This window comes from Duganella sp. GW822-FHT06D06 (genome assembly GCF_058799615.1).
In genome coordinates, this window is the sequence record NZ_JBXALQ010000008.1 from 1 (window position 1) to 20,891 (window position 20,891).

Here is a 20,891-nt window from a genome sequence, read left to right on the forward strand (position 1 = left end):
CGCCGACGGCGCGGCGGCGGGCGCGGCTGCCGGGGCGGCAGGCGGCGGCGTTGCGGCGGCGGCCGCCTCGGCAGGCATGGCGGCATCGATGAACGCCACCAGCGCGGCGATGGTCGACAATTCTTCGAACAACTGGCGGATCGAAATCGTGACGTCATACAGCGCTTCGATCTTGCGCATCGCCTGCACCAGGATCAGGGAATCGGCGCCCAGTTCCAGCAAGGGCATGGCGGGGTCGATCTTGCCGGCATCGATGCGCATCAATTCGGCGACGATGTCGATGATCGTCGCGCTGATCTGCGCCCGGCGGCCCGCCGTCGCGGCGGCAAGTTGCGTTGAACTCATGTCTTGAATCTCCATAGCTAGCTGATGTACTGATGGGTCGTTGGCGCCGCGTAAGTCCGCAGGGGCCACAATTGAGGGAATAGCGCGCGGCCTGGCGTCGATCCAATGACGTTGCCGTTCGAACGGGTAAGTGGGCAGATGCAGCCGGCGCGGTTGCTGCCCGAAGTGCACCGCGTTCCAGTCGATCGGATGGCCGTCGAGCCAGAGTTGACCAAGTGAATTGAGCCAGGTCGCCAGGTCGGCCTCCGCAGCGGCGGTCTCGGCCAGCGAGGAACGTATCGTCCAGACCGACGCCGCCTGCTGCAGGGCGAACTGGCGCGCCAGGCTGGACAAGATACGGCCCGGTCCCAGTTCCAGCACGTTCAGGCCGGCGCCGTCGTCCCAGCCGGCCAGCGTTTCCAGGCCTTGCACGAAGCGCACCGGCGCCCGCAGGTGGCGCACCCAGTAGGCCGGATCGACCGCCTCGGCGGCGCTGATCCAGCGGCCGGTGAGGTTGGAAATGAAGGGCATCTGCGGCGCCTTCAGGACCATCCCTTCCAGCAGCGCCTGGAACGATTCCAGCACCGGGTCCATCATCTGCGAATGGAAGGCGCGCGTGGTCGGCAGGCGGCGCGTGGTGACGCCGCGCTGCGCCAGCTGGCGTTCCACCAGCGTCACCGCGGCGTGCGTGCCGGACAGCACGCAGCGCTGCGCGCCGTTCACGGCCGCCAGCGCCAGTTCCGGGTTCAGCAGTTCCTGCACCTGCTCTTCGTCCAGCAGGACGCTGAGCATGGCGCCGCCTTCCAGCGCGTTCATCAGCTCGCCGCGCGCGACCACCAGCGACAGCGCCTCCTCCAGCGTGAACACGCCCGCCAGGCAGGCGGCCACGTATTCGCCAAGGCTGTGGCCGATCATGGCCTGGGGCCGCAGCCCGCATTGCTGCCACAGCTGGGCCAGCGCGTATTCCAGCACGAACAATGCCGGCTGGGCGTAGCGGGTCTGCGCCAGCAGGGAGTCGTCGGCGGGCCCAGCCGGCCGGCCCAGGTCCAGCAACCGATGCAGGTCGAACTGGTGCGCGCGCAGCAGATGCGCGGCGCACAGATCGATCTGCTGGCGGAAGCCGGCCACCTCGCGGTACAGCTCGCGTGCCATGCCGACCTGCTGCGCGCCCTGGCCCGGGAACATGAACACCAGCTTGGGCAGCGCGGCGCCGGCCGGCACCTGGCGGGTGGCCAGCGCCGCCGTATCGGCCAGCGCGGCGGCCGCTTCGGCGCTGTCGCGGCAGACCAGCATGCGGCGCGCCGCGAACGCGTTGCGGCCGGCCTGGTGGGTGTAGGCGACATCGGCCAGCGCCGGCGCGTCGGCCGCCGCCAGCCGCTGCGCCAGCTGCGCGCCGAGCGCATCGAGCGCGCCGACGGTCTTGGCGGACCAGGTCAGCAGTTGCCATGGGCGGTGGACGGCGGCCGGCGGCCGCGCGGGCGCCTGCTGCACCACCACGTGGGCCAGGGTGCCGCCAAAGCCGAACGAACTGACGCCGGCATAGCGCGGCGCCTGGCCCGCGTCCCAGCGCTGCGGGCTGGTGGGCAGCGTCAGCGCGCTGCCCTCCAGCGAGCAGTGCGGGTTCGGACGCTGGAAGTGCAGATTGGGCGGGATCACCGCGTGCTCCAGCGCCAGCACCACCTTCAGCAGGCCGGCCACGCCGGCGGCCGCTTCCAGGTGGCCGATATTGGTCTTGACCGCGCCGACCGCGCAATGCTGGTCCGGGCCGCGACCCTCCTGCAGCACGGTCTTCAGCGCGTTGAGCTCGATCGGGTCGCCCAGCGCGGTGCCGGTGCCGTGGCTTTCCACATAGCTCAGTTGCGCCGCCGCGATGCCGGCGGCCTGGTGCGCGGCGCGCAGCACCGCCATCTGGGCCACGCCGTTGGGCGCGATCAGGCCGTTGCTGCGGCCGTCCTGGCCGACCGCCGAGCCGGGAATCAGGGCGCGGATCGGATCGCCGTCGCGCAGCGCGTCGGCCAGACGCTTGAGCACCAGCATGCCGCAACCTTCGCCGCGCACATAGCCGTCGGCCGCGGCGTCGAAGGCCTTGCAGCGGCCGTCGGGCGCCAGCATGCCGCCCTGCGCGAACGGCAGGCTCGCTTCGCTCGACAGCAGCAGGTTGACGCCGCCGGCCAGCGCCAGCTGCGATTCGCCGTTGCGCAGGCTCTGGCAGGCCAGGTGCACCGCCACCAGCGACGACGAGCAGGCGGTATCGATGGCCAGGCTGGGGCCGCGCAGATCGAGCAGGTAGGACAGGCGGTTGGCGCTGATCGAGGCGGCGCTGCCGGTCGCGGCGTAGACGTCCAGGCCTTCGTCGGCCTGCTGCTGCACGCGCTCGTAGTCATGGGTGGACAGGCCGACGAACACGCCGGCGGCGCTGCCGGCCAGGGCCGCCGGCGCCACCCCGGCATCCTCCAGCGCCTCCCACGCCACTTCCAGCACCAGCCGCTGTTGCGGGTCGACCCGGCGCGCCTCGACCGGCGAGATGCCGAAGAAGCCGGCGTCGAACTGGTCGACCTGGTCGAGGAAACCGGCGAACCGGGTGTGCGCCGGATGGCCGGCGGCGTGGCTGAAGGTGCCGGCCGCCAGCCGCGCCTGCGGCGCGCTGCGGGTGGCTTCCCGCCCTTGCTCGAGCAGGCGCCAGAACGCCTCCGTGTCGGGGGCGTCGGGGAAGCGGCAGGACACGCCGACAATCGCGATCGGCTCGCCGGCGGCGCCGGCGGCGGCGGCGGCCTGTGCCGGCGCCGCCAGGCTCGCGGCCAGATGCTGCGCCAGCTGCGCAATGGTCGGATAGTCCCAGAAAACGGTGGGCGCGACCGGCGTACCCAACCACGCCGACAGCGCCTCCCCCGCCTGCAGCAGGGTTTGCGAATCGAGGCCGTAGTAGGCGAACGGCTGGTGCGGATCGACGGCGTCGACCGCCAGCGCGAACTGACGGGCCACATAGGTTTGCAGCCAGGCCACGATCAGGGCCGGGCTCAGCCGGGGCTGCGGCTGCGGCTGCGGCTGGGATTCGGATTGGGGCTGGGCCGCCGCCGGCGCCGCCAGCTGGGCTTGCGGCCTGGTCCAGCGCGCCACCTCCTCCAGCGCGCCGTCCAGCATCATCCGCTTGCACAGCTGGCGCTGGATCTTGCCGCTGGAGGTGCGGGGGATGCGTCCCGGCTTGAGCAGGACGATGATCTCGGGCGCGACGCCGACCACCGCCGTCACCGACGCCGCGATCGCGCCGAACAGGGCGTCGTCGGCGCTGGCCCGATAGTCGAGTTCCTGCACCACCGCCAGCTGTTCGCCGGCGTCGCCCTCCAGCGCGAAGCTGACGGCGCCGTCCGCGCGCAGGCGCGGGTCGGCGGTGAAGGAGGCGTTCTCCACATCCTGCGGATAGATATTGCGGCCGCCGATGACGATCAGGTCCTTCAGGCGGCCGCAGATGTACAGTTCCTGCTGGTGCAGGAAGCCCAGGTCGCCGGTGCGCATGAAGTGGCCGCGGCTGTCGCCGGCGATGCTGGCCTGGAAGGTGTCGACGGTCTCGGTCTCGCGGTTCCAGTAGCCCTGCGCGACGCACGGGCCCTGCACCCAGATCTCGCCGACCTGGTCCGGCTGGCACAGCGTGCGCGTGACCGGATCGACGATGGCCACCGCGTGTTCGTCCAGCACCGGGCCCGAGCTGACCAGCGGCAACGCGTCGGCGTCCGTGCTGAGCTGCACAAGGTTGGCGTTCAGCTCCGTCCTGGAGACGGCGACGCTGGCGGCCACCAGCTGCGCACTGGCCTGGGACTGCAGCCTGCCGCTGATCATCAGGGTCGACTCGGCCATGCCGTAGGCCGGCAGCCATGCCTGCGGATTGAAGCCGCAAGGGGCGAAGGCGTCGGTGAACGCCTGCAGCGTTTCATCGCGGATCGGCTCGGCGCCGTTGAAGGCCACCCGCAGGCGGCTCAGGTCGAGGGTGGCGCGCTGTTCGTCGGTGACCTTGCGCACGCACAGTTCGTAGGCGAAGTTGGGCGCGCCGGTGATGTTGGCCTTGAAATCGTGCAGCGCCTTGAGCCAGCGATAAGGGTTGAGCAGGAAGGCGGAGGGGCGCATCAGCACGCCGGGATGGCCGCGGTAGAGCGGCGCCAGGATCGCGCCGATCAGGCCGAAATCATGGTATGGCGGCAGCCAGAACACCGGCATGTCGTCCGGGCCGGCCTGGACGCGCTGGCCGATCAGCTCGAGGTTCTTGAACAGGTTCCGGTGGCTGACCATGACGCCCTTGGGCGAACTGGTCGAACCGGACGTGTATTGCAGGAAGGCCAGACTGTGCAGGTTCAGCCCCGGGTCGCGCCAGGCGTCGGGCTGCTCCGGCAGCGCGTCGACCAGCAGCCAGCGGGTCACCGACAGCTTGTCGCTGCGCGCCTCCATGGCGGCGATGCGCTGCAGATCGGCCTGGGTGGTGATGGCGGTGCTGGCGCGCGCGTCGTTGAGGATGGACTGCAGGCGCGGCAGCTGGCGCGCGCTGGTGGGCGGATAGGCCGGCACCGGCACCGCGCCGGCGTACAGGCAACCGAAGAACGCGCTGATGTAGTCGATCCCGGGCTGGCACAGCAACATCACCGGCTGCCCCGCCACGCCGCCCTGCGCCTGCAGGCAGGCGCCGATGGCGCGCGCGCGCGCATCCAGTTGCGCGTAGCTGACGCGGGTTTCCGGCCCGGCGCCGTCGTCCAGGAAAATATAGGCCGTATCGTCCGGCGTCCAGCTCGCGCGTTGCGTGAGCACCTCAATCAAACTCTGTACATGGGGCATGTGCGACATAGATGACGACCGTGAAAAGGTGAACGTTCAGGAAAGGAGCACGCGGGGAATTTTATTGGCGAAGTAACAACTGCCAACTCCCATTATGCAAGGGCGGCATGCGAAGCAGAACGGCCTGGATTACTTTCCAAATAATAAATATTGGTATATAATTTCAAGCGGGAAAATTGTCTGTCCGGGCAATATGCCGGCACGAGAGCCATGGCGCGCAGCAGGCGGCCAGGTTGGAGAGCGGGGGATTTACTTCAGACGGACGGCGCGCGCGCCCATCCCGGGCGCGGCGACCGGCGCCGGTTCAGGCTTCGAGCAGGCCCAGCACGATGGTGCGGCTGATCGCATGGCGTGTCGTATGGACGTTCAGCTTGGCCGCCACATTACTCAGATGGAAATACACGGTGCGCTGGGAAATGCCCAGGATCTGGCCGATCTCACGGCTGGTCTTGCCGGCCGCACTCCAATGGATACACTCCAGCTCACGTTTGGACAACAAGGCCGGCGGCTGCGGCGCGCGGTCGCGCCACAGGGTGGCCGAGCGGTCGTGCAAATACAGGCCGAGCAGCACCAGCGGCGCCTGCTGGGCGGCCGCGGCGGCGAACGGCTGCAGCCGGTCGCCATAGAAATCGATACGGCTGGCCGCCTGCCCGCTGCGCACCACCAGGCTCAGCGCGTGGGTGATGCCCGACGTTTCCAGCAATTGATAGACCACCGGCGCCGGCGTGGCGACCTCCCGGGGCTGCCAGGCCAGCGGCGCGCTGGACGCCAGCAGTTGCCGGCCGATCGGATCCGACGCCGCGTGCTCCCGATTGGAGAACAAGCGCAGCAGTGGATCGGGCAGCGTGCCGATGACGTGGCTGACGGCGCCTTCGGCGCCCTTGATGTCCAGCTTCAGCATGAAATGGGCAACGCCCAGCCGTCCCAGCACACTGCCCGCCCCGGCCTGCAGCTGCCCCCAGTCGGCCGCCCCGGCGATGACGGCCACGTCATCGTCGCTCAGCCCGGTGTTCAGTTTAGACTCCAGCATAGTTTCCTCTAGTCATCAACGGTTGGGCAGATCGTTCAAAAAATCCGCATACGAATAAATCGGTCCCGGCAAATAGCGGGCCGGCAGATCAAACAAGGCCCAGAAATAATCCTGCTGTCCCTGGCAATGCTGCGCCGGCAGGCAATACGACTGCCAGGCGTGCTCTATGGCCTCGACGTACATGCCGGTATCCGAGAAGAATGGCAGGATCTGCATGCTTTCCAGCCCGGCCACCAGCCCCATCGGAGCGCCGGCGTCGCGCGCCACCTCGTAGTGGGCCAGCATGCCGGCCTCGGTTTCGATCACCATCAGCGTGGGTTTGCCGTGGAAGTCGAAGAACAGGATGCCCGACGGATTGACGAACAGATAATATTCGACGAAATCATACTGCTTGCGCAATTGTTCGATCAAGTCCGCCATCGCCGGCTCGAACAGAAAGGTGTGCGACTGGCGCCCCAGCAAGTCTTTCAAGGTGCTGGACTGGTCGACAAAGAAGGCGCGCTCCAGCGCGTGGATGCCGAGCGCCAGATGGTCGAGCACGGCGTGATCGTTCTTGGTGAGAAAACGGTCGATCAGGCCCTGGTTGAAGGCGTCGATGGCGACCTTGTCGTCGGCCTGTCCGGTGAACATGATTTTCTTGCAGGGCAGATGGTCCAGCGCCTCGCACACCGCCACGCCGTCCATTTTCGGCATCGCGTAGTCGACCACCAGCACGGTGGGCGTCAGGAAGCGCCGCGGGTTCATCACCTGGCGGTAGATCTGGTCGAGGTCGACCGAGACCACGCGCCGCTCGAACGACAGCACCTGCTCGTCGTAGCTGACGGCGATCGGCACGTTGCGGTTGGCCGAGTTGCGGCTGGCCTCGCTGATCCAGGCGATCGCCTCGTCGGCGCGTTGAAACGTCTTGTGGGCGATGCGCGGGTGGAGCTGAAACGACAGGCTGTCGAGAAAGCGTTGATTGTCGTCGATGAAGACCGTGGTGGTCGGATGTCGATAAGCAGAAAGAAATTTTTCCATCAATGCCATGTAGTGATCAAAGAAAGGCGTTGGCGCCGGACTGCGGCGGTTGCGGCGTCGACGGTGCAAACTCCAGGATGAAAACGGTGTAACGGTCCAGGCGCGACACGCAGCGGATCTGCGCGCCCCACGCGTCCATCACGTCCTTGCAAAACGCCAGCCCGATCCCGGCGCCATTGCCTTCCGGGGCAGAATAAAAGCGCCGGAAAATATTCGGCAGGTTCTGCGGGGCGATGCCGCATCCGGTATCGATGAACAGCAAGCGCGGCCGGGCACGGGCGCCGTCGATCACGATACGGATGCGCCCTTTCCCGGCCCGCTGCACCGCCGTGATCGCGTTGCGCATCAGGTTAATCAAAATCATGGAACACAGTTCCGGCTGGCCATGAAATTGAAAATCCGCCCGCAGCGTGAGCGCGATCATATCGCGCTCCGTTGAATTAGTAAAAGAATATCTTTCCTGCGCGGCCAGCACCATCGCCTGCATCGACAGCATTTGGTTGCCTTGCAGATTTTTATTGCTGGAGCTTACTCCCAGCAACAACAGATCGATCGCGGTATTCATGTGCCTGACCTCGGAGGAAACCCGGGTCAGCGCGCCGTCGAAGGCGTCGTGGCTGCCCGCCGGCAAGCGGGCCTCGTCCAGGATGCGCCGCATGCCGCGCGCGTTGGCGTCGATGCTGCGCAGCGGTGTGCGCAACTCGTGCGAGACGGTGCCCAGCGCGGTCGCCATGCCGGCCAGGCGTTCGCGCGCCAGCACGTCGCGCCCCACCTTCACCAGCGACACGCAGCCGATCGCGAACAGGTGGATCGGCCATTGGATCAGTTCGGCGGCATCCAGCGCGCCGTCCGGCGGTGGGCCGTGCCACCATTGCCCGGTGTAGGCCAGGTAGGCCAGGCTGGTGCCGACCAGGTACACCAGCAAGGCGCTGAAGGTATCGAAGTGGAACAGGACGATCACCGCCACCAGCAGCGACTGGCTCCAGACGTTGTTGCCGCCGTTCATCAGGAACATATAGGTGAAGAAAAACGGCAGCATATACGTCAGGCCGACCAGCAGATAGACCGACAGCCAGCATTGCCTAGCGTAGCGGCGCGCCATCACGCCCGGCAGGCACAGCGCGAAGCCGATCACGCGCAGCACCGGGTTCTCGTAGGGCTGCGGGGCCCAGCAGCTCCACAGAAAATAAAACAGCGGCATGCCGATCAGGCCGATCCAGGACAGGACGACCACCCGTTTGACGACGATATCATTGCTGTTGTTGTAATCGAGCCACCATCGGACCGAACTCAGGCGGTACTCGGTGAGGCGCACGCGCAGCCGCGGCAGCGCAGTTTTCATCATATGTTTTTTACAATGTTGATTAAGCAAGTTGTAGGATAGAAGCGGTGCGTGTCACGAACGCATGGGCCGGGTGGTATCCCGGCATCCGGATGTGAAGGAAAGCCGCAGAAAACTTCATTTATTGAAAATATATCCTATGGAACAAATTATGGACCAAGTAATTGCACCGACCAGCACCATTAAGATTGCCGCCGAACATGTCCTGCCCCATTTCGTCAACGCCCGCATGGACGAGCATTTCATCCAGCGCGTCGCCCAGTTGCTGGGCGGCGAGCATATGCACCAGTGGCGCCCGCCCGGCCCGGACGCCATCTACGTCGCCAGCAACGACTATCTGTGCATCACCGCCGAGCCCGAACTGATCCTGGCCCAGACCGCGCAAATGCAATACGGCGGGGACATGCTGATGTCGTCGGTATTCCTGCAGGCGGGCAGCGTCCAGCACCAGCTCGAACAGAAATTCGCCGCCTACCTGGGCTCGGAGGACAGCTTGCTGACGCAATCGGGCTGGAGCGCAAACGTCGGTTTGCTGCAGAGTATCGCCGGTCCCGGCGTGCCGGTCTACCTTGACATGATGGCCCACGCCTCGCTGTGGGAAGGCGTGCTGTCGGCGCAGGCCCGCGCCGTGCCGTTCATGCATAATGATGCAAGCCATTTGCGGCGTCAAGTTGCCAAGCACGGGGCCGGCGTGATCGTGGTGGACTCGCTGTACAGCACCAACGGCAGCCTGTGTCCGTTGCACGAGGTGCTGGCGGTGGCCGAGGACAGCGGCAGCATCCTGGTGGTCGACGAATCCCATTCGCTGGGCACGCACGGGCCGGAGGGAGCCGGCCTGGTGGCCGCGCTCGGCATCACCGAACGCGTGCATTTCCGCACCGCGTCGCTGGCCAAGGCCTTCGGCGGACGCGCCGGCCTGGTCACCTGCTCAAGCAAGTTCAAGAGCTACTTCCTGTCGTCCTCGCGGCCGGCGATCTTCAGTTCCTGCCTGTTGACGCACGAACTGGCCTGGTTCAACGCCGCGCTCGATTTCATCCGGGCCGCCGACGACCGGCGCCTGGCGCTGCGGCGCACCACGCGGCGCGTGCGCGCCGGCCTGACCGAGCTCGGCTACAACATCAGCGACGGCAGCGAACAGATCATCGCGTTGGAGGCGGGCACCGAACCGTGCACGCTGGTGCTGCGCAAGGCGCTGGAGGCGCACGGCATCTACGGCGCGGTGTTTTGCGCGCCGGCCACCGCCAAGAACCGCTCGCTGGTGCGCCTGACGCTCAACTCGGGACTGACCGAGATCGAGATCGAGAAGTTGTTGTCGGTCTGCGCCGCCATCCGCGACCAGGTCGCGCTGCCGAGCTGGTCATCCTCGCGGCGCGCGGCGCGCGCCGCCGTTGCCGGCCAGGCGTGACCGGCGCTGCCGGTCGAATGCGCTACTCGTAACGCAGGCATTCGACCGGCAGCAGCACCGAGGCGCGGCGCGCCGGATAGAAGCCGAAGAACACCCCGACCAGGCTGGAGAAGCCGCACGCCACCACCACTTCCCGCAGGCTCACCGAGACCCCGAACTTGCTGTTGGCGGTGATCAGCGTGGCCACCCCGGTCGCCAGCAGGATGCCGATGGTGCCGCCCACCAGGCAGATCACCACCGCCTCGGTCAGGAACTGCCACAGCACGTCGCGCGGCTTGGCGCCGATCGCCATGCGGATGCCGATCTCGCGGGTGCGTTCGGTCACCGAGACCAGCATGATGTTCATGATGCCGATGCCGCCGACAATCAGCGAGATGGCGCCGATCAGGCCCAGCAAGGCGGCGATGCCGGCGCTGATCTTCTTGGCCGTTTCCGCGAACGAGGCCAGATTCTCGATGTGAAAATCGTCGGGCTGCTCGAACTTGATGCGGTGGCGGTCGCGCAGGGTGTCGTTGATGTCGGCGATGCCGTCCTGCAGCGCGACGCCCGACTTGCCCTGGGCCACGATGTAATGCACATTGTCCGGGATCGGGCTGCGGATCAGGTTGGCGCGCGCGGCGGTGATCGGCACCAGCACCAGTTCCGACAGGTCTTCGCCGCCGTCGACCTGCTTGCCCTCGCCGTGCAGCACGCCGACCACCTGGAACGAGACGTTCTCGATGCGGATGAACTTGCCGAGCGGGTCGACCTTGTAGAAGAACTGGTCGGCCACCTTGTGGCCGATGATGACCATGCGGGCGGCGGCGTGCACATCGGCGTCGCTGAACGAGGTGCCCTGCTCCAGCCGCCAGTTGCGGATCTTGAACATGGTCGGGGTGATGCCGCGCACCGCGCTGTTGGAGGTTTCATTGCCCACCGCCAGATTGAAGTTGGCCTGCAGCACCGGCGCCGCGCCGACCAGGCTGGGCAGGCTGTTCATGGCCTCGGCGTCCTGCATGGTCAGAACCGGCGTCTTGTCGACCCGCGCGCGCTGGCCGCCGGCGCGGTCGCCGCCCGGCACCACGAACAGCATATTGGTGCCCAGCTGCTCGAGCTCCTTGCCGATAAAGCCCTGCATGCTCTTGCCCAGCGCCAGCAGCAACACCACCGAGGTGATGCCGATGATGATGCCCAGCATGGTCAGCACGGTGCGCAAGCGGTTGGCGTTCATCGAACGCAGCGATTCCACCACAATCTGCAAAAAATTCATTTTGATGTCCCGGCGGCGTTAGGCATGGCTCTGTATGGCATGGGGCGGCGTCGGCAGCGCCGGCGCCGCCAGGCCGGCGGCGGACGGGCCGTCGTACCACACGCGGCCGTCCTTGAGGCGGATCAACCGCTTGCTGTAGGCGGCGATGTCGGGCTCGTGGGTGACCAGCAAGATCGTGATCCCGCGCTCCCGGTTGAGCTGCTGGAAGGCGTTCATGATCTCGATGCTGGTCTGCGTGTCGAGGTTGCCGGTCGGCTCGTCGGCCAGCAGCACCGGCGGATCGCCGACCAGCGCGCGCGCCACCGCCACCCGTTGCTGCTGGCCGCCGGACAGCTGGTTGGGCGTGCGCTTGGCGTAGTCCTGCAGGCCGACCCGCTCCAGCTCCACCAGCGCCTTGGCGTGCGCCTTGCCGCGCGCGACGCCGGCGTAGATCAGCGGCAAGGCCACGTTCTCCGCCACGCTCATGCGCTTGATCAGGTTAAAGCTCTGGAACACGAAACCGATGGTGCGGTTGCGGATCGTCGCCAGCTCGGCGCGCGACAGCGAGCGCGTATCGACGCCGTTCAGCAGATAGGTGCCGCCGGTGGCCTGGTCCAGGCAGCCGAAGATATTCATCAAGGTCGACTTGCCGGAGCCGGACTGGCCCATCACGGCGACGAAGTCGCCGTGCGGCACCACCAGCTCGATGCCGTGCAGCACCGGCGTTTCATTGCCTTCCGAGAAATAGCTTTTGGTGACGTTGCGGATCTCGATCAGATGGCCGGCCGCGACGCTGGCGAGATGGGCGCCCACTACAGCACGCCCGCGCTGCCCGGCGCCAGCGCGCGGATCACCACCCGTTCGCCCGCCTTGAGCGCCCCGGCGCGCACTTCCGTGTAGCGGAAGTTCGACAGTCCGATCTGGACGTCGACCGGCACCGCGCGGTTCTGGGCATCGAGCTTGTAGATCTTGAAGGCGCGCGTGATCTCGCTCTTGCTGCGGAACGCGACGTCGTCGCCGGCCACCGCCGGCGCGGCGGCGACGCTGTCGGGCTTGCCGCCGCGCTGCGCCTTCTGCAGCTTGGCTTCCTTCTCCAGCTCCTCGTCGGACAGCCGGAAGCGCAGCGCCGCGGTCGGGATGCGCAGCACCTGCTGGCGCTTGCCCACCACCAGCCGCACTTGCGCCGTCATGCCGGGCTTGAGCAACTCTTCGCGGTTGGCCACGTCCAGCACCACGTTGTAGGTGACGACGTTCTGCGCCACCGTCGCCGCCAGCCGGAACTGGCGCATGGTGGCGTCGAACTCCCGGTCGGGATAGGCGTCGACCACGAAGCGGGCCGCCTGCTCATCCTTCAGCGCGCCGACGTCGGCTTCCGAGACGTTGGTGTCGATCTGCATCTTGGTCAAGTCCTGCGCGATCTGGAACAGGTTGGGCGTCGAAAACGCGGCCGCCACCGTCTGCCCCAGGTCGATGGTGCGCTTGATCACCACGCCGTCGATCGGGGCCCGGATGACGCTGTTGTCGAGGTCGGCCTGCGCGTGCGCCAGCTCGGCCTTGGCCAGCTCGAAATTGGCGCGCGACACGTCCAGCTCGCGGCGCGCCTGGTCCAGCACCAGCGCCGACAGATAGTTTTGCGCCACCAGGCGCTCGTTGCGCTCGAACGTGGCCAGCGCCAGCCGCAGCGAAGCGTCGGCCGACGCCAGCGCGGCCTGGGCCTTGCGGACGCCGGCGTTGAAGATGGTCGGGTCCAGCTTCAGCAGCACCTGGCCCTTCTTGACGTGGTCGTTGAAGTCGGCGTTCAGTTCGACCACCGTGCCCGACATCTGCGAGCCGACGTTGACCAGCGCCACCGGATTGATGGTGCCGGTGGCCGTCACGGTCTGGGTGATGTCGCCGACATCGACCGTCAGCGTGTGGAATTTCGATGGCGGCACCACCGTTTCCTGGTTGGCCTGCAGGTAGGAGGCGCCGCCCACCACGACCACCAGCAGGCCGAGGGCGAACGCCAGGCGTTTTTTGTTGAGCCTGGTCATGCGGGACTCCCGGCGCGGTCAAAAGGCGGCCTGGACTGACCGGTCAAACGGGAAGGACGGTTGGGCATGACGTTACTCTCATAGGCTAGGAATCGGGAGCGGCAAGGGCGCGCGGTCTCAGTGGTCCGGCATGCCGAACTGTTCGAGAAAGATGCCGAACGTGATCACGGTCATCAGCAGATCGCTGTCGAACGGCAGGTTCAGCTTGAATCCCGGACGGGCATAGGTCTTCTTCAACCGCTCCACGGTCTCCGGATTGAAATAGCCCTGCTTGCGGATCACCTCCGGCGACAGCAGTTCGTTGATCCAGTCGATATTGCGGGCCAACAGCGCCGGGCTGCCGGGCGCGACGAAATGGAACTTCTCGCGGTTGCAGATCGACGGCGGCAGATGGCGCTTGGCCACCTGCTTCACGATGTATTTTTCCACCAGGCCGTTGAGCTTGAGGCGCGGCGGCAGCGTCTTGGCGAACTCCACCAGCCGGATATCGAGGAAGGGATAGCGCGCCTCGATCGAATTGGCGTACGACACCCGGTCGCCGTGGTCGGCCAGCAGGTGGTCCGACAGCCGCAGCTTGAAGTCGACGTAGGAACGCTGGTGGATCGGGTGCCGGCCCTTCATCTTGGCGCGGTTGAGCAGGTTGTGCCGGACCGAATTGAACTGCGGGAAGCGCTCCGCCACGGCCGGACTGTACAGGTCGAGCTTGCTGGCTTTCAGCGCCAGGTAATTCTTCTCGTAGAAGAAATTCTTGTTGCCCCACAGGGTGTTGCGTTCCTCGTCCTCGAGCACGTCGTCCAGCTCGCGCGCGCCGCCGTCCTGCTGGCCGCGCATCGCGTCGAAGCGGTAGCCCACGTAGCCGGCGAACAATTCGTCGGCGCCCTCGCCGGTCAGCACCACCTTGATGCCGCTGTCGCGCACCAGCTCCGACAGCGCCAGCGAACAGGTGTTGTAGGATTCCTTGAGCGGCGCCTCCGAGTAGTACACCGCCGACTTCAGGCGGCTGGCGACCTGCTCCCAGTCGAACAGGATCTCGTGGTGGGTCGACGGGATGCTCTGCGTATAGGTGCGCTGGAACGAGCTTTCGTTGTGGTCGGTGTCGGCAAACACGATGGAGAAAGAATGGCGCTGCGGATCGGGCGCGACCACCTGGGTCAGGCTGCCGATCAGCGAGGAATCGAGGCCGCCGCTCAGATAATAGCCGACCGGCACGTCCGCGTTCAGCCGGTCCTTGACCGCGCGGCACAGGATTTCCTCGAACTCGTCGAAATACAGCTCGTCGTCGCCGTGGTCGTGGATCGCCACCGGGTAGTCGAGATCCCAGTATTCCTTTTCCTGGATGCCGGCGCCCACCTTGGCCAGCAGGTAGTGGCCGGGACGCAGCGAGGAGATCCCCTTGAACATGGTGGTCGGGCTGGCGACACCGGGGAAGCTCAGGATCTGGTCCAGCCCCTGCAGGTCGACCGCGCGCTGCACCAGCGGATGCGCCACCACCGCCTTGATCTCGGAACCGAAGATCAGGCTGTCGTTGACCATGGTATAGAACAAGGGACAGATGCCGACGTGGTCGCGCACCAGCAACAGGCTCTTCTTGCGGTCGTCGAAGATCGCGAACGAAAACTGGCCGTTCAACTTCTTCATGAAATCGATGCCGTATTCCTGGTACATCGGGATCAGCACCTCGACGTCGCATTCGGTCTTGAAGCGGTAGCCTTTTTGCTGCAGCTCGTGGCGCAGCTCCTTGTAGTTGTAGATCTCGCCGTTGCAGATCGAGACGATGCTGTCGTCCTCGCTGAAAAACGGCTGGTTGCCATGCTTCAGGTCGATGATCGACAGGCGCCGGAACGCCAGACCCACCTCGTTCTTCAGGCAGTAGCCGGCGTCGTCCGGGCCGCGATGGATCAACTGGTTGGCCATGTGCACGAGCATGGCCTGGTTTGTCGAGCGTTGACCGTGAAGGTCAAAGGTACCTGCGATTCCGCACATAAAGCGTGTGTCTTTCGATGGGTTGAGTTCGGGAAAATGGCGCGCCGGCGGCGCTGCGGCCGGGGCCGGGCTGGCGGGTCTTAATTGCTCATCGATACCAGGATCTTGCGCGCGCCGGTGAACGGCGAGCGGCCATGCGCGGTCAGCATATTGTCGACGATCATCATATCGCCGCTTTCCCATGGAAACGCCACGCTCAGCCGGTCCATGCCGGCGCGCACCTCGGCCAGCGCGCTGTCGGGAATCGGCGTGCCGTCGCCGAAGCAGCCGTATTGCGGCATCTCGAACGGGTCGTCGCCGTAGATTTCCATGATGGCCTGGTAGACCTCGGGCGGGTTGGTCGACGGATGGAACTGGTCGACCTGGTTGAACCAGACCCGTTCGCCGGTGCGCGGATGCACCGCGGTCGCCGGCCGGCGCTGGATCAGGCGGACGCCGCCATCGGGCTTCCACGCATACTCGATCTCGCCGTCCTTGCAGTATTGCTCGACGACCGAGCGCTGCGTGGTTTCAAAGGTCTGCTGCCACGACTTGCCGATCGTCGCGCCGCTGCCGCCGTGCAGGTTGCGGACATAGGTCACGCCTTTTTCCTCGAACAGCTTGAGCACTTCCGGCGACAGCTCGCGCAGCATGGCGCGGCTGTCGGCGATCAGCGTGCTGCCGCCCGTTTGCGGCGCCGTGACGCAGCAGAAATACAGGCGCGCCGGCCAGACATGGCTGTACGACAATTCGTTGTGCATGGAAATGCTCAACTCGGGCGGATACTCGGTCGAGGTGTAGATGCTTTCGCTCAGCTTGGTGCGGGGCGAGTTGCCGTCGATGTAGGAGGCGGCCGCGCCCGTCAGCGCGCTGGTGCAGCGCTGGAACTTCTCCAGCGAGCTGACGTCGAAATTCCGCAACAGGATGGCGCCATGCTCCAGCAACAGGCGGTCCAGCTCGGCCTGGTGGGTGCGCAGCACCTGCGGCAGGTCGATGCCGCGTTCGGCGCCGGCGTTCCATACATAGGGCAATACTTTGGACATCACAATCTGCTCCTCTTGCGATTGGGTAACGGCCGCCGCGCTAGGCGGCGATCGAATAAACGTTGGCGCGCGCCGATCCCACGCGGTCCAGGCAGTGCTGGGCCAGCACCTTGACCGGATCGATGATCTGGAAGCCGGCCCAGCGCTGTCCCTGGATCGCGAACGACAGTTCGGTGCAGCCCAGCAGCAAATGGGTGGCGCCGGAGCGTTCGCGCAGGCGGGTGGCGACCTCGATCAGCGCCTCGATCGCCTTCATGCTCGGCAAGTTGCCGGTGGCCTTGATGCCGAACTCGGTGTCGAAGATGGCGGCCATCAACAAGGCCTGGTCGTCTTCGTCCGGGATCGCCAGGGTCCGGCCCATCTTGCTGAAATAGCCGTCGTACAGGCCGGACTTGACCGTCGCGGTGGTGGCCAGCAAGCCCACCGATGCGTGCGGGAAGCTGGCCTCGATGTAGGCCGCCGCGTTCTCCACCATATTGATCAACGGCATCTTGACCTGGTCCGAGATCTCGTCGAAATAGATGTGCGCGGTGTTGCAGATGACGACGCCGAAGTCCGCGCCCAGCGTGGCCAGCTTGTCCAGCGAGCTGACCACCGACGGCGCCGGATTGGCGGTGCGGTTCAGAAAGGCATCGACCCGGTTCGGAATGTGGGGATCCGAATACAGGATGAAGGGTACGTGGTCGCCATCCTGCTTGGCCGCCGTGTTGAGTGCGATCAGTTGCTGGGCAAAATACAATCCCGCGGCCGACCCCATGCCGCCCAAAATTCCGATTTTTTCTATCATGAATAGATTCCGATCTGCTCTTGCCACACTGGTTGGGATGCGCAGAGTACGGCGCGCATGGTGTACTCGATGCAACGCGGCTAGCCGTGAAAGCCGGTCTGAACTACGGACGGTGGAATTATCATGCAACTCACCGTGCAACAAAAATAGGCTATTTTTCTTTGTATTTTAATAATTTTCGTGCATAATTGTCGGTTGCATAAAATTAATTGCCGGACGCGCAGACCAAACCGAGGTCCAGCGGACGCTCGCCTTCCAGCGGCACGATCTGGGTCAGCGCGACCGATTGCGACAGGCCGGCCGCGCGCTCGACGCAGACGGTGGCCAGGTAGTCCGGCGCCGGGCGCAGCTGCCAAAAGCGCCAGCGCCCGGCGGCGTCGCCCAGGGCCGGCGCGACTGTCATGTCGAGCACGCCGCCCGGCGAAAACCGGAAGCCGAACTGGTCCAGCGGCAGCGACAGCCCCATGCCGCGCGCCTTGATGTAGGCTTCCTTGAGTGTCCAGTATTGAAAAAACCGCTGGTGCCGCTGCGGCTCGGGCAGGGCAGCGAGGTCGGCGCACTCGCGCGGCGACAGGAAGCGGCGCGCGCTGGCCAGCGGGGCCGGCGCGCGGCGGGTGTTTTCCACGTCGACGCCCAGCGCATGGCTGAAGCTCAGGCCCAGCAGCACCAGCTCCGCTGTGTGGCTGAGGTTGAAGGAGATGCGACGCCCGCCGTCCTGCGCGGGCGGCAGTCCGGGCCGGCCATAGGCATTGACGGGAAATTGCAGCTGCTCCGGCGGCGCCGACGCGTAGCGCGCCAGCACGGTGCGCAGCAGCGCCCGGGTCACCAGGTAGCGATGGCGGTCGGCGGCGAAATGGAAGCGTTGCGCCTGGGCCAGTTCCGCCTCGCTCAGCAAGCGCCGGTACCTGGCCAGCAAGGCCGGCGCGCGGATCTGCTCAGGGAAGGCGCACCACAGCAGGATCCGGCCCGGATCCGGTGGCGCCATCTAGGCGCGCTGCAAATCGTTCAGTTCTGCGCCCACGCAATCGAGCACCGCCCGGCGTTCATCGTTGAGAAAGAAATGGTCGCCCTCGAACCAGTGGACGCTGAACGGGCCGCTGGTCTCGCGCTGCCAGCCCTCCACCTGCGCCGGCGTGGTGTATTCGTCGCGCCGGCCGGCCAGCACCGAAATCGGTATCTCCAGCGGGGCGCGCGGATGGTACTGGTAGTTTTCGGCCAGCGAAAAATCGGCGCGCACCATCGGCAACAACAAGTTCATCAGTTCAAGATTGCGCAGCACCTCGGGCGGCGTGCCCTTGTAGTCGTGCAGCGCGCTGATCAGATGTGCGTCGGCATACAGGTGCAGGTTCTTTGACGGACTGCGCAACTGCGGCGCGTTGCAGCCGGAGGCAAACAAATGCTCGGGCATCGGCAGGCCATGGCGGGCGCAATAGGCGGCGACCTCATAGGCCATCAGCGCGCCCAGGCTATGGCCAAAGAAGGCGAACGGCAAGTCGCTTTGGCCGGCCACTTTCTCGGCGATGCGCAAGACCAGTTCGGGCATCGAGCGGCACGGCGCTTCGCCGAAGCGGCTGCCCCGCCCCGGCAGCTGGATCGCGCACACTTCGATCGCCGGGTCGAGCCCGGCCTGCCAGGCGGCGAAGCTGGCCGCGCTGCCGCCGGCATAGGCGAAGCAAAACAGCCTGAAACGTCGGCCGGGGCTGGACTGGCGGACAAACCAAGGATCAAATTTCATCAAATAGCTCCGGTGCCGGCGGCGATTGCGCCGGGGAAAAGTAGTGAATGGCAAGCAACCCTGCCCGCGCCTGGCGGCACACCGGCAGGCGCTCAAAAAATCGGTCCGAGCATAGCCGCTTTTGCCGGCCCCGAAACCTGTCAGATGCAACAGCTGCGCCGCTGCCGCCGGCGCTGCCGCAGAGAGCGGCGCAGGGCCGCGGCATTAGCGAACTAGCATTATTGTCAGGTTCAATAAATGAACGTTCTCTTTAGAATGGGGCATCGTCGAACCTAGCCAGCGTTCCACGCCACCGCCCTTGCCTCACGCGGGACTGCTGCCGCGGTCCCCGGTTCAGCGTGGAATGTCGCCCTTGAACACCAGGAAAATCCATCCGGTTTTATCACTAGAAGAGCACGTTCACCATGTCAGCCACCGACTTCGCCTATTCGGCTCTTGAGCAGATTCATGCCTGTAAAAACCCGACCGAACTGGCGGCCTTCACCAAGGAGCTGATCGGCAACCTGGGCGCCAGCTCCTATGTCTATTCCGTTCACATCACCGATGACAATACGCCAGACCAGTTCAGCCAGCGCCACGTGATGAGTTCCGACCCGGCCTGGTGCGACCTGTACAACAAAAGACGGTGGTTCATGAACGACCCCTTCCTCGAGTACGCAAAACGCAATTCATCGCCGGCGCTGGGCAGCGACGTGCGTGCCGCCACGCAGGGACAGCAAGACATGCTGCGCATGGCCGGGGAATACGGATTTCTGAGCGGGATATTGGTGCCTACCCACAGCAGCAACAATGTGGAGGAGCGCGTCAGCATGCTGTACGTCGGCTGCGACGCGCCGCCCGAGGTGGGCGAACCCATACTCAAGGCATGCCGCATTATCTACCGGGCGCTGGGCATGGAATTGCTCGACTGGTGGCTGCGCTACCTGCGCGACAAAGCGGCGGAAAAATTCAAGCTGAACGCGGAAGAAATCCAGCTCTTGCAACTGTCCAAAAATGGCTGCGTGGTGTCGGAAATCGGCGCAAAGCTGAGCATAAAACCCAGCAATCTCTATCGTAAATTCGACATCATCAAGGACAAGTTCAACGTCGAGAAAATCGGCGAAGCGGTGCGTGTCGCCAACCGTTCCGGCTTGCTTGGCTAGCCGCGTTCTTTCCGGGGCAGCGGCAGCGCCCGGCGCGCCGACGGCGGCACCGACTCCCAGCGCTTGAACGCGCGGCGGAAATTGGCGACGTCGGTGTAGCCCAGCGCGTAGCTGATCTCCTGCACGCTCAGCTGCCCGGCGCGCAGGTATTCCAGCGCCAGCATGCGGCGCACCTGTTCCAGTATCTGCTTGTATGAGCTGCCCTCCGCCAGCAGGCGCCGGTGCAGCGTGCGCGGCGTCATGCACAGCCGCCGCGCCGTCAGCTGCAACGACGGGAAGCTGGTGCGCTGCTCCAGCATCAGCCGCTGCACGCGCGCGCTCAGCGAGACTTGCGCCGCCAGCTTGTCCAGCTCCCGCTGGCAGATCTGCACCGCGTGTCCGAAGGTGGCCGGATCGCCCACCCGCAGCGGCACGTCGATGGCCGCCGACGGCAGCACCATGCCGGTCCAATCCTGGCCGTAGCCCACCTCGCAACGAAACAGCTCGCGCGCCAACGGCGCATCGTCCGGCGCGGCGAACTGGAAGGCCACAGCGCGGCATTGATAGGCGCCGCGCGCGATGAAATCCAATACGTTTTTAAACGCCAGCAGCGCCGCCTCCAGCACCGGCCGCGCGATATCGCCCAGCGGAATGCGTTCGTGCAGGCGCACGCGGAAGTCGTCGCCCTGCTGCGCGAAGTCGATCGAGATCATCGTCGTGCGCAGCATGAAGTAGCGCTCCAGCAGTTCCAGCGCCTGGCGCAAGGTGGCGCTGTTCATGGCGGCGTAGCCGAGGATGCCGTGGGTGTGCTCGCGCATGCGGTCGCCCACCAGCAGGCCCATGGCCGGCTCGCCGGTCAGCGCCACCGAATCGAGCACCAGCTGGCGGAACACCGGGAACGACACGGCCAGCTCGCCGTCGTCCAGCTGGTCCGCGCGCAGGCCGCTGCGCGCCAGCCAGTCGCCGACGTCGCCGCCCATGCTGCCGATTTGCTCGGCGATCTGGCGCAGGTAGCTGCTTGCCAGCGTGTGGTCGTTTGCCTGCAT

The 20,891-nt window shown here is 65.8% G+C and carries 15 protein-coding genes; 2 read left to right on the top strand and 13 right to left on the bottom strand.

Annotation, left to right across the window (positions count from 1 at the left end):
- The 4 genes from AC1RMD_RS16060 to AC1RMD_RS16075 form a co-directional block, all read right to left on the bottom strand.
- On the bottom strand, positions 1-5,115 hold a 5,115-nt coding region (locus AC1RMD_RS16060), incomplete at its 3' end, for a beta-ketoacyl synthase N-terminal-like domain-containing protein (RefSeq protein ID WP_492927676.1).
- Between the two features lie 331 nt (positions 5,116-5,446).
- Complete coding sequence (locus AC1RMD_RS16065; RefSeq protein WP_492927677.1) at positions 5,447-6,172, bottom strand: helix-turn-helix transcriptional regulator; 726 nt, start codon at positions 6,170-6,172, stop codon at positions 5,447-5,449.
- 15 nt (positions 6,173-6,187) lie between these two features.
- Entirely contained in the window at positions 6,188-7,189 is a 1,002-nt protein-coding gene (locus tag AC1RMD_RS16070; protein ID WP_492927678.1) for a response regulator, read from the bottom strand.
- A gap of 16 nt (positions 7,190-7,205) precedes the next feature.
- On the bottom strand, positions 7,206-8,534 hold the full coding sequence (locus AC1RMD_RS16075; RefSeq protein WP_492927679.1) for a sensor histidine kinase: 1,329 nt from the start codon (positions 8,532-8,534) through the stop codon (positions 7,206-7,208).
- A 148-nt stretch (positions 8,535-8,682) separates the two neighbouring features.
- On the opposite strand from AC1RMD_RS16075, the gene cqsA reads away from it, so the two are divergent.
- Entirely contained in the window at positions 8,683-9,936 is a 1,254-nt protein-coding gene (gene cqsA, locus AC1RMD_RS16080; RefSeq protein ID WP_492927680.1) for an alpha-hydroxyketone-type quorum-sensing autoinducer synthase, read from the top strand.
- 22 nt (positions 9,937-9,958) lie between these two features.
- Here the strand turns inward: cqsA and AC1RMD_RS16085 are convergent, their stop codons facing one another.
- From AC1RMD_RS16085 to AC1RMD_RS16120, 8 genes are all read right to left on the bottom strand, one after another.
- On the bottom strand, positions 9,959-11,185 hold the full coding sequence (locus AC1RMD_RS16085; protein WP_492927681.1) for an ABC transporter permease: 1,227 nt from the start codon (positions 11,183-11,185) through the stop codon (positions 9,959-9,961).
- Positions 11,186-11,203: 18 nt separating this feature from the next.
- Positions 11,204-11,977, bottom strand: a complete 774-nt coding sequence (locus AC1RMD_RS16090) for an ABC transporter ATP-binding protein (RefSeq protein WP_492927682.1) — start codon at positions 11,975-11,977, stop codon at positions 11,204-11,206.
- Positions 11,977-13,197, bottom strand: coding sequence for an efflux RND transporter periplasmic adaptor subunit (locus AC1RMD_RS16095; protein ID WP_492927683.1), 1,221 nt, complete (start codon positions 13,195-13,197; stop codon positions 11,977-11,979). Before AC1RMD_RS16095 ends, AC1RMD_RS16090 begins: the two co-directional genes overlap by 1 nt.
- A gap of 117 nt (positions 13,198-13,314) precedes the next feature.
- Positions 13,315-15,363 carry an asparagine synthase (glutamine-hydrolyzing) gene (gene asnB, locus AC1RMD_RS16100; RefSeq protein WP_492927684.1) on the bottom strand — a complete coding sequence of 683 codons (2,049 nt, stop codon included), beginning with the start codon at positions 15,361-15,363 and terminating at the stop codon, positions 13,315-13,317.
- Positions 15,261-16,202 carry a TauD/TfdA family dioxygenase gene (locus AC1RMD_RS16105; RefSeq protein ID WP_492927685.1) on the bottom strand — a complete coding sequence of 314 codons (942 nt, stop codon included), beginning with the start codon at positions 16,200-16,202 and terminating at the stop codon, positions 15,261-15,263. Before AC1RMD_RS16105 ends, asnB begins: the two co-directional genes overlap by 103 nt.
- A 40-nt stretch (positions 16,203-16,242) precedes the next feature.
- The gene (cuyB, locus tag AC1RMD_RS16110; protein WP_492927686.1) at positions 16,243-16,989 is read right to left on the bottom strand and encodes a cysteate racemase; all 747 of its coding nucleotides are present in this window, start codon (positions 16,987-16,989) and stop codon (positions 16,243-16,245) included.
- A 205-nt stretch (positions 16,990-17,194) separates the two neighbouring features.
- Complete coding sequence (locus AC1RMD_RS16115; RefSeq protein WP_492927687.1) at positions 17,195-17,974, bottom strand: 4'-phosphopantetheinyl transferase family protein; 780 nt, start codon at positions 17,972-17,974, stop codon at positions 17,195-17,197.
- Complete coding sequence (locus AC1RMD_RS16120; RefSeq protein WP_492927688.1) at positions 17,975-18,724, bottom strand: thioesterase II family protein; 750 nt, start codon at positions 18,722-18,724, stop codon at positions 17,975-17,977. It lies immediately after the preceding gene.
- A gap of 404 nt (positions 18,725-19,128) precedes the next feature.
- Between AC1RMD_RS16120 and AC1RMD_RS16125 the strand changes: the two genes are divergently transcribed.
- Positions 19,129-19,866: a helix-turn-helix transcriptional regulator gene (locus AC1RMD_RS16125; protein ID WP_492927689.1), complete on the top strand. Its 738-nt coding sequence runs from the start codon at positions 19,129-19,131 to the stop codon at positions 19,864-19,866.
- Here AC1RMD_RS16125 and AC1RMD_RS16130 read toward each other — a convergent pair.
- Positions 19,863-20,891 (bottom strand): AraC family transcriptional regulator, encoded by a 1,029-nt coding sequence (locus AC1RMD_RS16130; RefSeq protein WP_492927690.1) that lies wholly within the window; start codon positions 20,889-20,891, stop codon positions 19,863-19,865. The genes AC1RMD_RS16125 and AC1RMD_RS16130 overlap by 4 nt on opposite strands.

Bases quoted from the DNA above. Each gene is read 5' to 3' on its own strand.
- AC1RMD_RS16065 (WP_492927677.1), bottom strand. From the start codon at position 6,172: ATGCTGGAGTCTAAACTGAACACCGGGCTGAGCGACGATGACGTGGCC.
- AC1RMD_RS16125 (WP_492927689.1), top strand. From the start codon at position 19,129: ATGTCAGCCACCGACTTCGCCTATTCGGCTCTTGAGCAGATTCATGCC.
- AC1RMD_RS16070 (WP_492927678.1), bottom strand. From the start codon at position 7,189: ATGGAAAAATTTCTTTCTGCTTATCGACATCCGACCACCACGGTCTTC.
- AC1RMD_RS16105 (WP_492927685.1), bottom strand. From the start codon at position 16,202: ATGTCCAAAGTATTGCCCTATGTATGGAACGCCGGCGCCGAACGCGGC.
- AC1RMD_RS16085 (WP_492927681.1), bottom strand. From the start codon at position 11,185: ATGAATTTTTTGCAGATTGTGGTGGAATCGCTGCGTTCGATGAACGCC.
- AC1RMD_RS16075 (WP_492927679.1), bottom strand. From the start codon at position 8,534: ATGATGAAAACTGCGCTGCCGCGGCTGCGCGTGCGCCTCACCGAGTAC.
- AC1RMD_RS16115 (WP_492927687.1), bottom strand. From the start codon at position 17,974: ATGGCGCCACCGGATCCGGGCCGGATCCTGCTGTGGTGCGCCTTCCCT.
- AC1RMD_RS16130 (WP_492927690.1), bottom strand. From the start codon at position 20,891: ATGCAGGCAAACGACCACACGCTGGCAAGCAGCTACCTGCGCCAGATC.
- asnB (WP_492927684.1), bottom strand. From the start codon at position 15,363: ATGGGAAAGCGGCGATATGATGATCGTCGACAATATGCTGACCGCGCA.
- cqsA (WP_492927680.1), top strand. From the start codon at position 8,683: ATGGACCAAGTAATTGCACCGACCAGCACCATTAAGATTGCCGCCGAA.
- cuyB (WP_492927686.1), bottom strand. From the start codon at position 16,989: ATGATAGAAAAAATCGGAATTTTGGGCGGCATGGGGTCGGCCGCGGGA.
- AC1RMD_RS16120 (WP_492927688.1), bottom strand. From the start codon at position 18,724: ATGAAATTTGATCCTTGGTTTGTCCGCCAGTCCAGCCCCGGCCGACGT.
- AC1RMD_RS16095 (WP_492927683.1), bottom strand. From the start codon at position 13,197: ATGACCAGGCTCAACAAAAAACGCCTGGCGTTCGCCCTCGGCCTGCTG.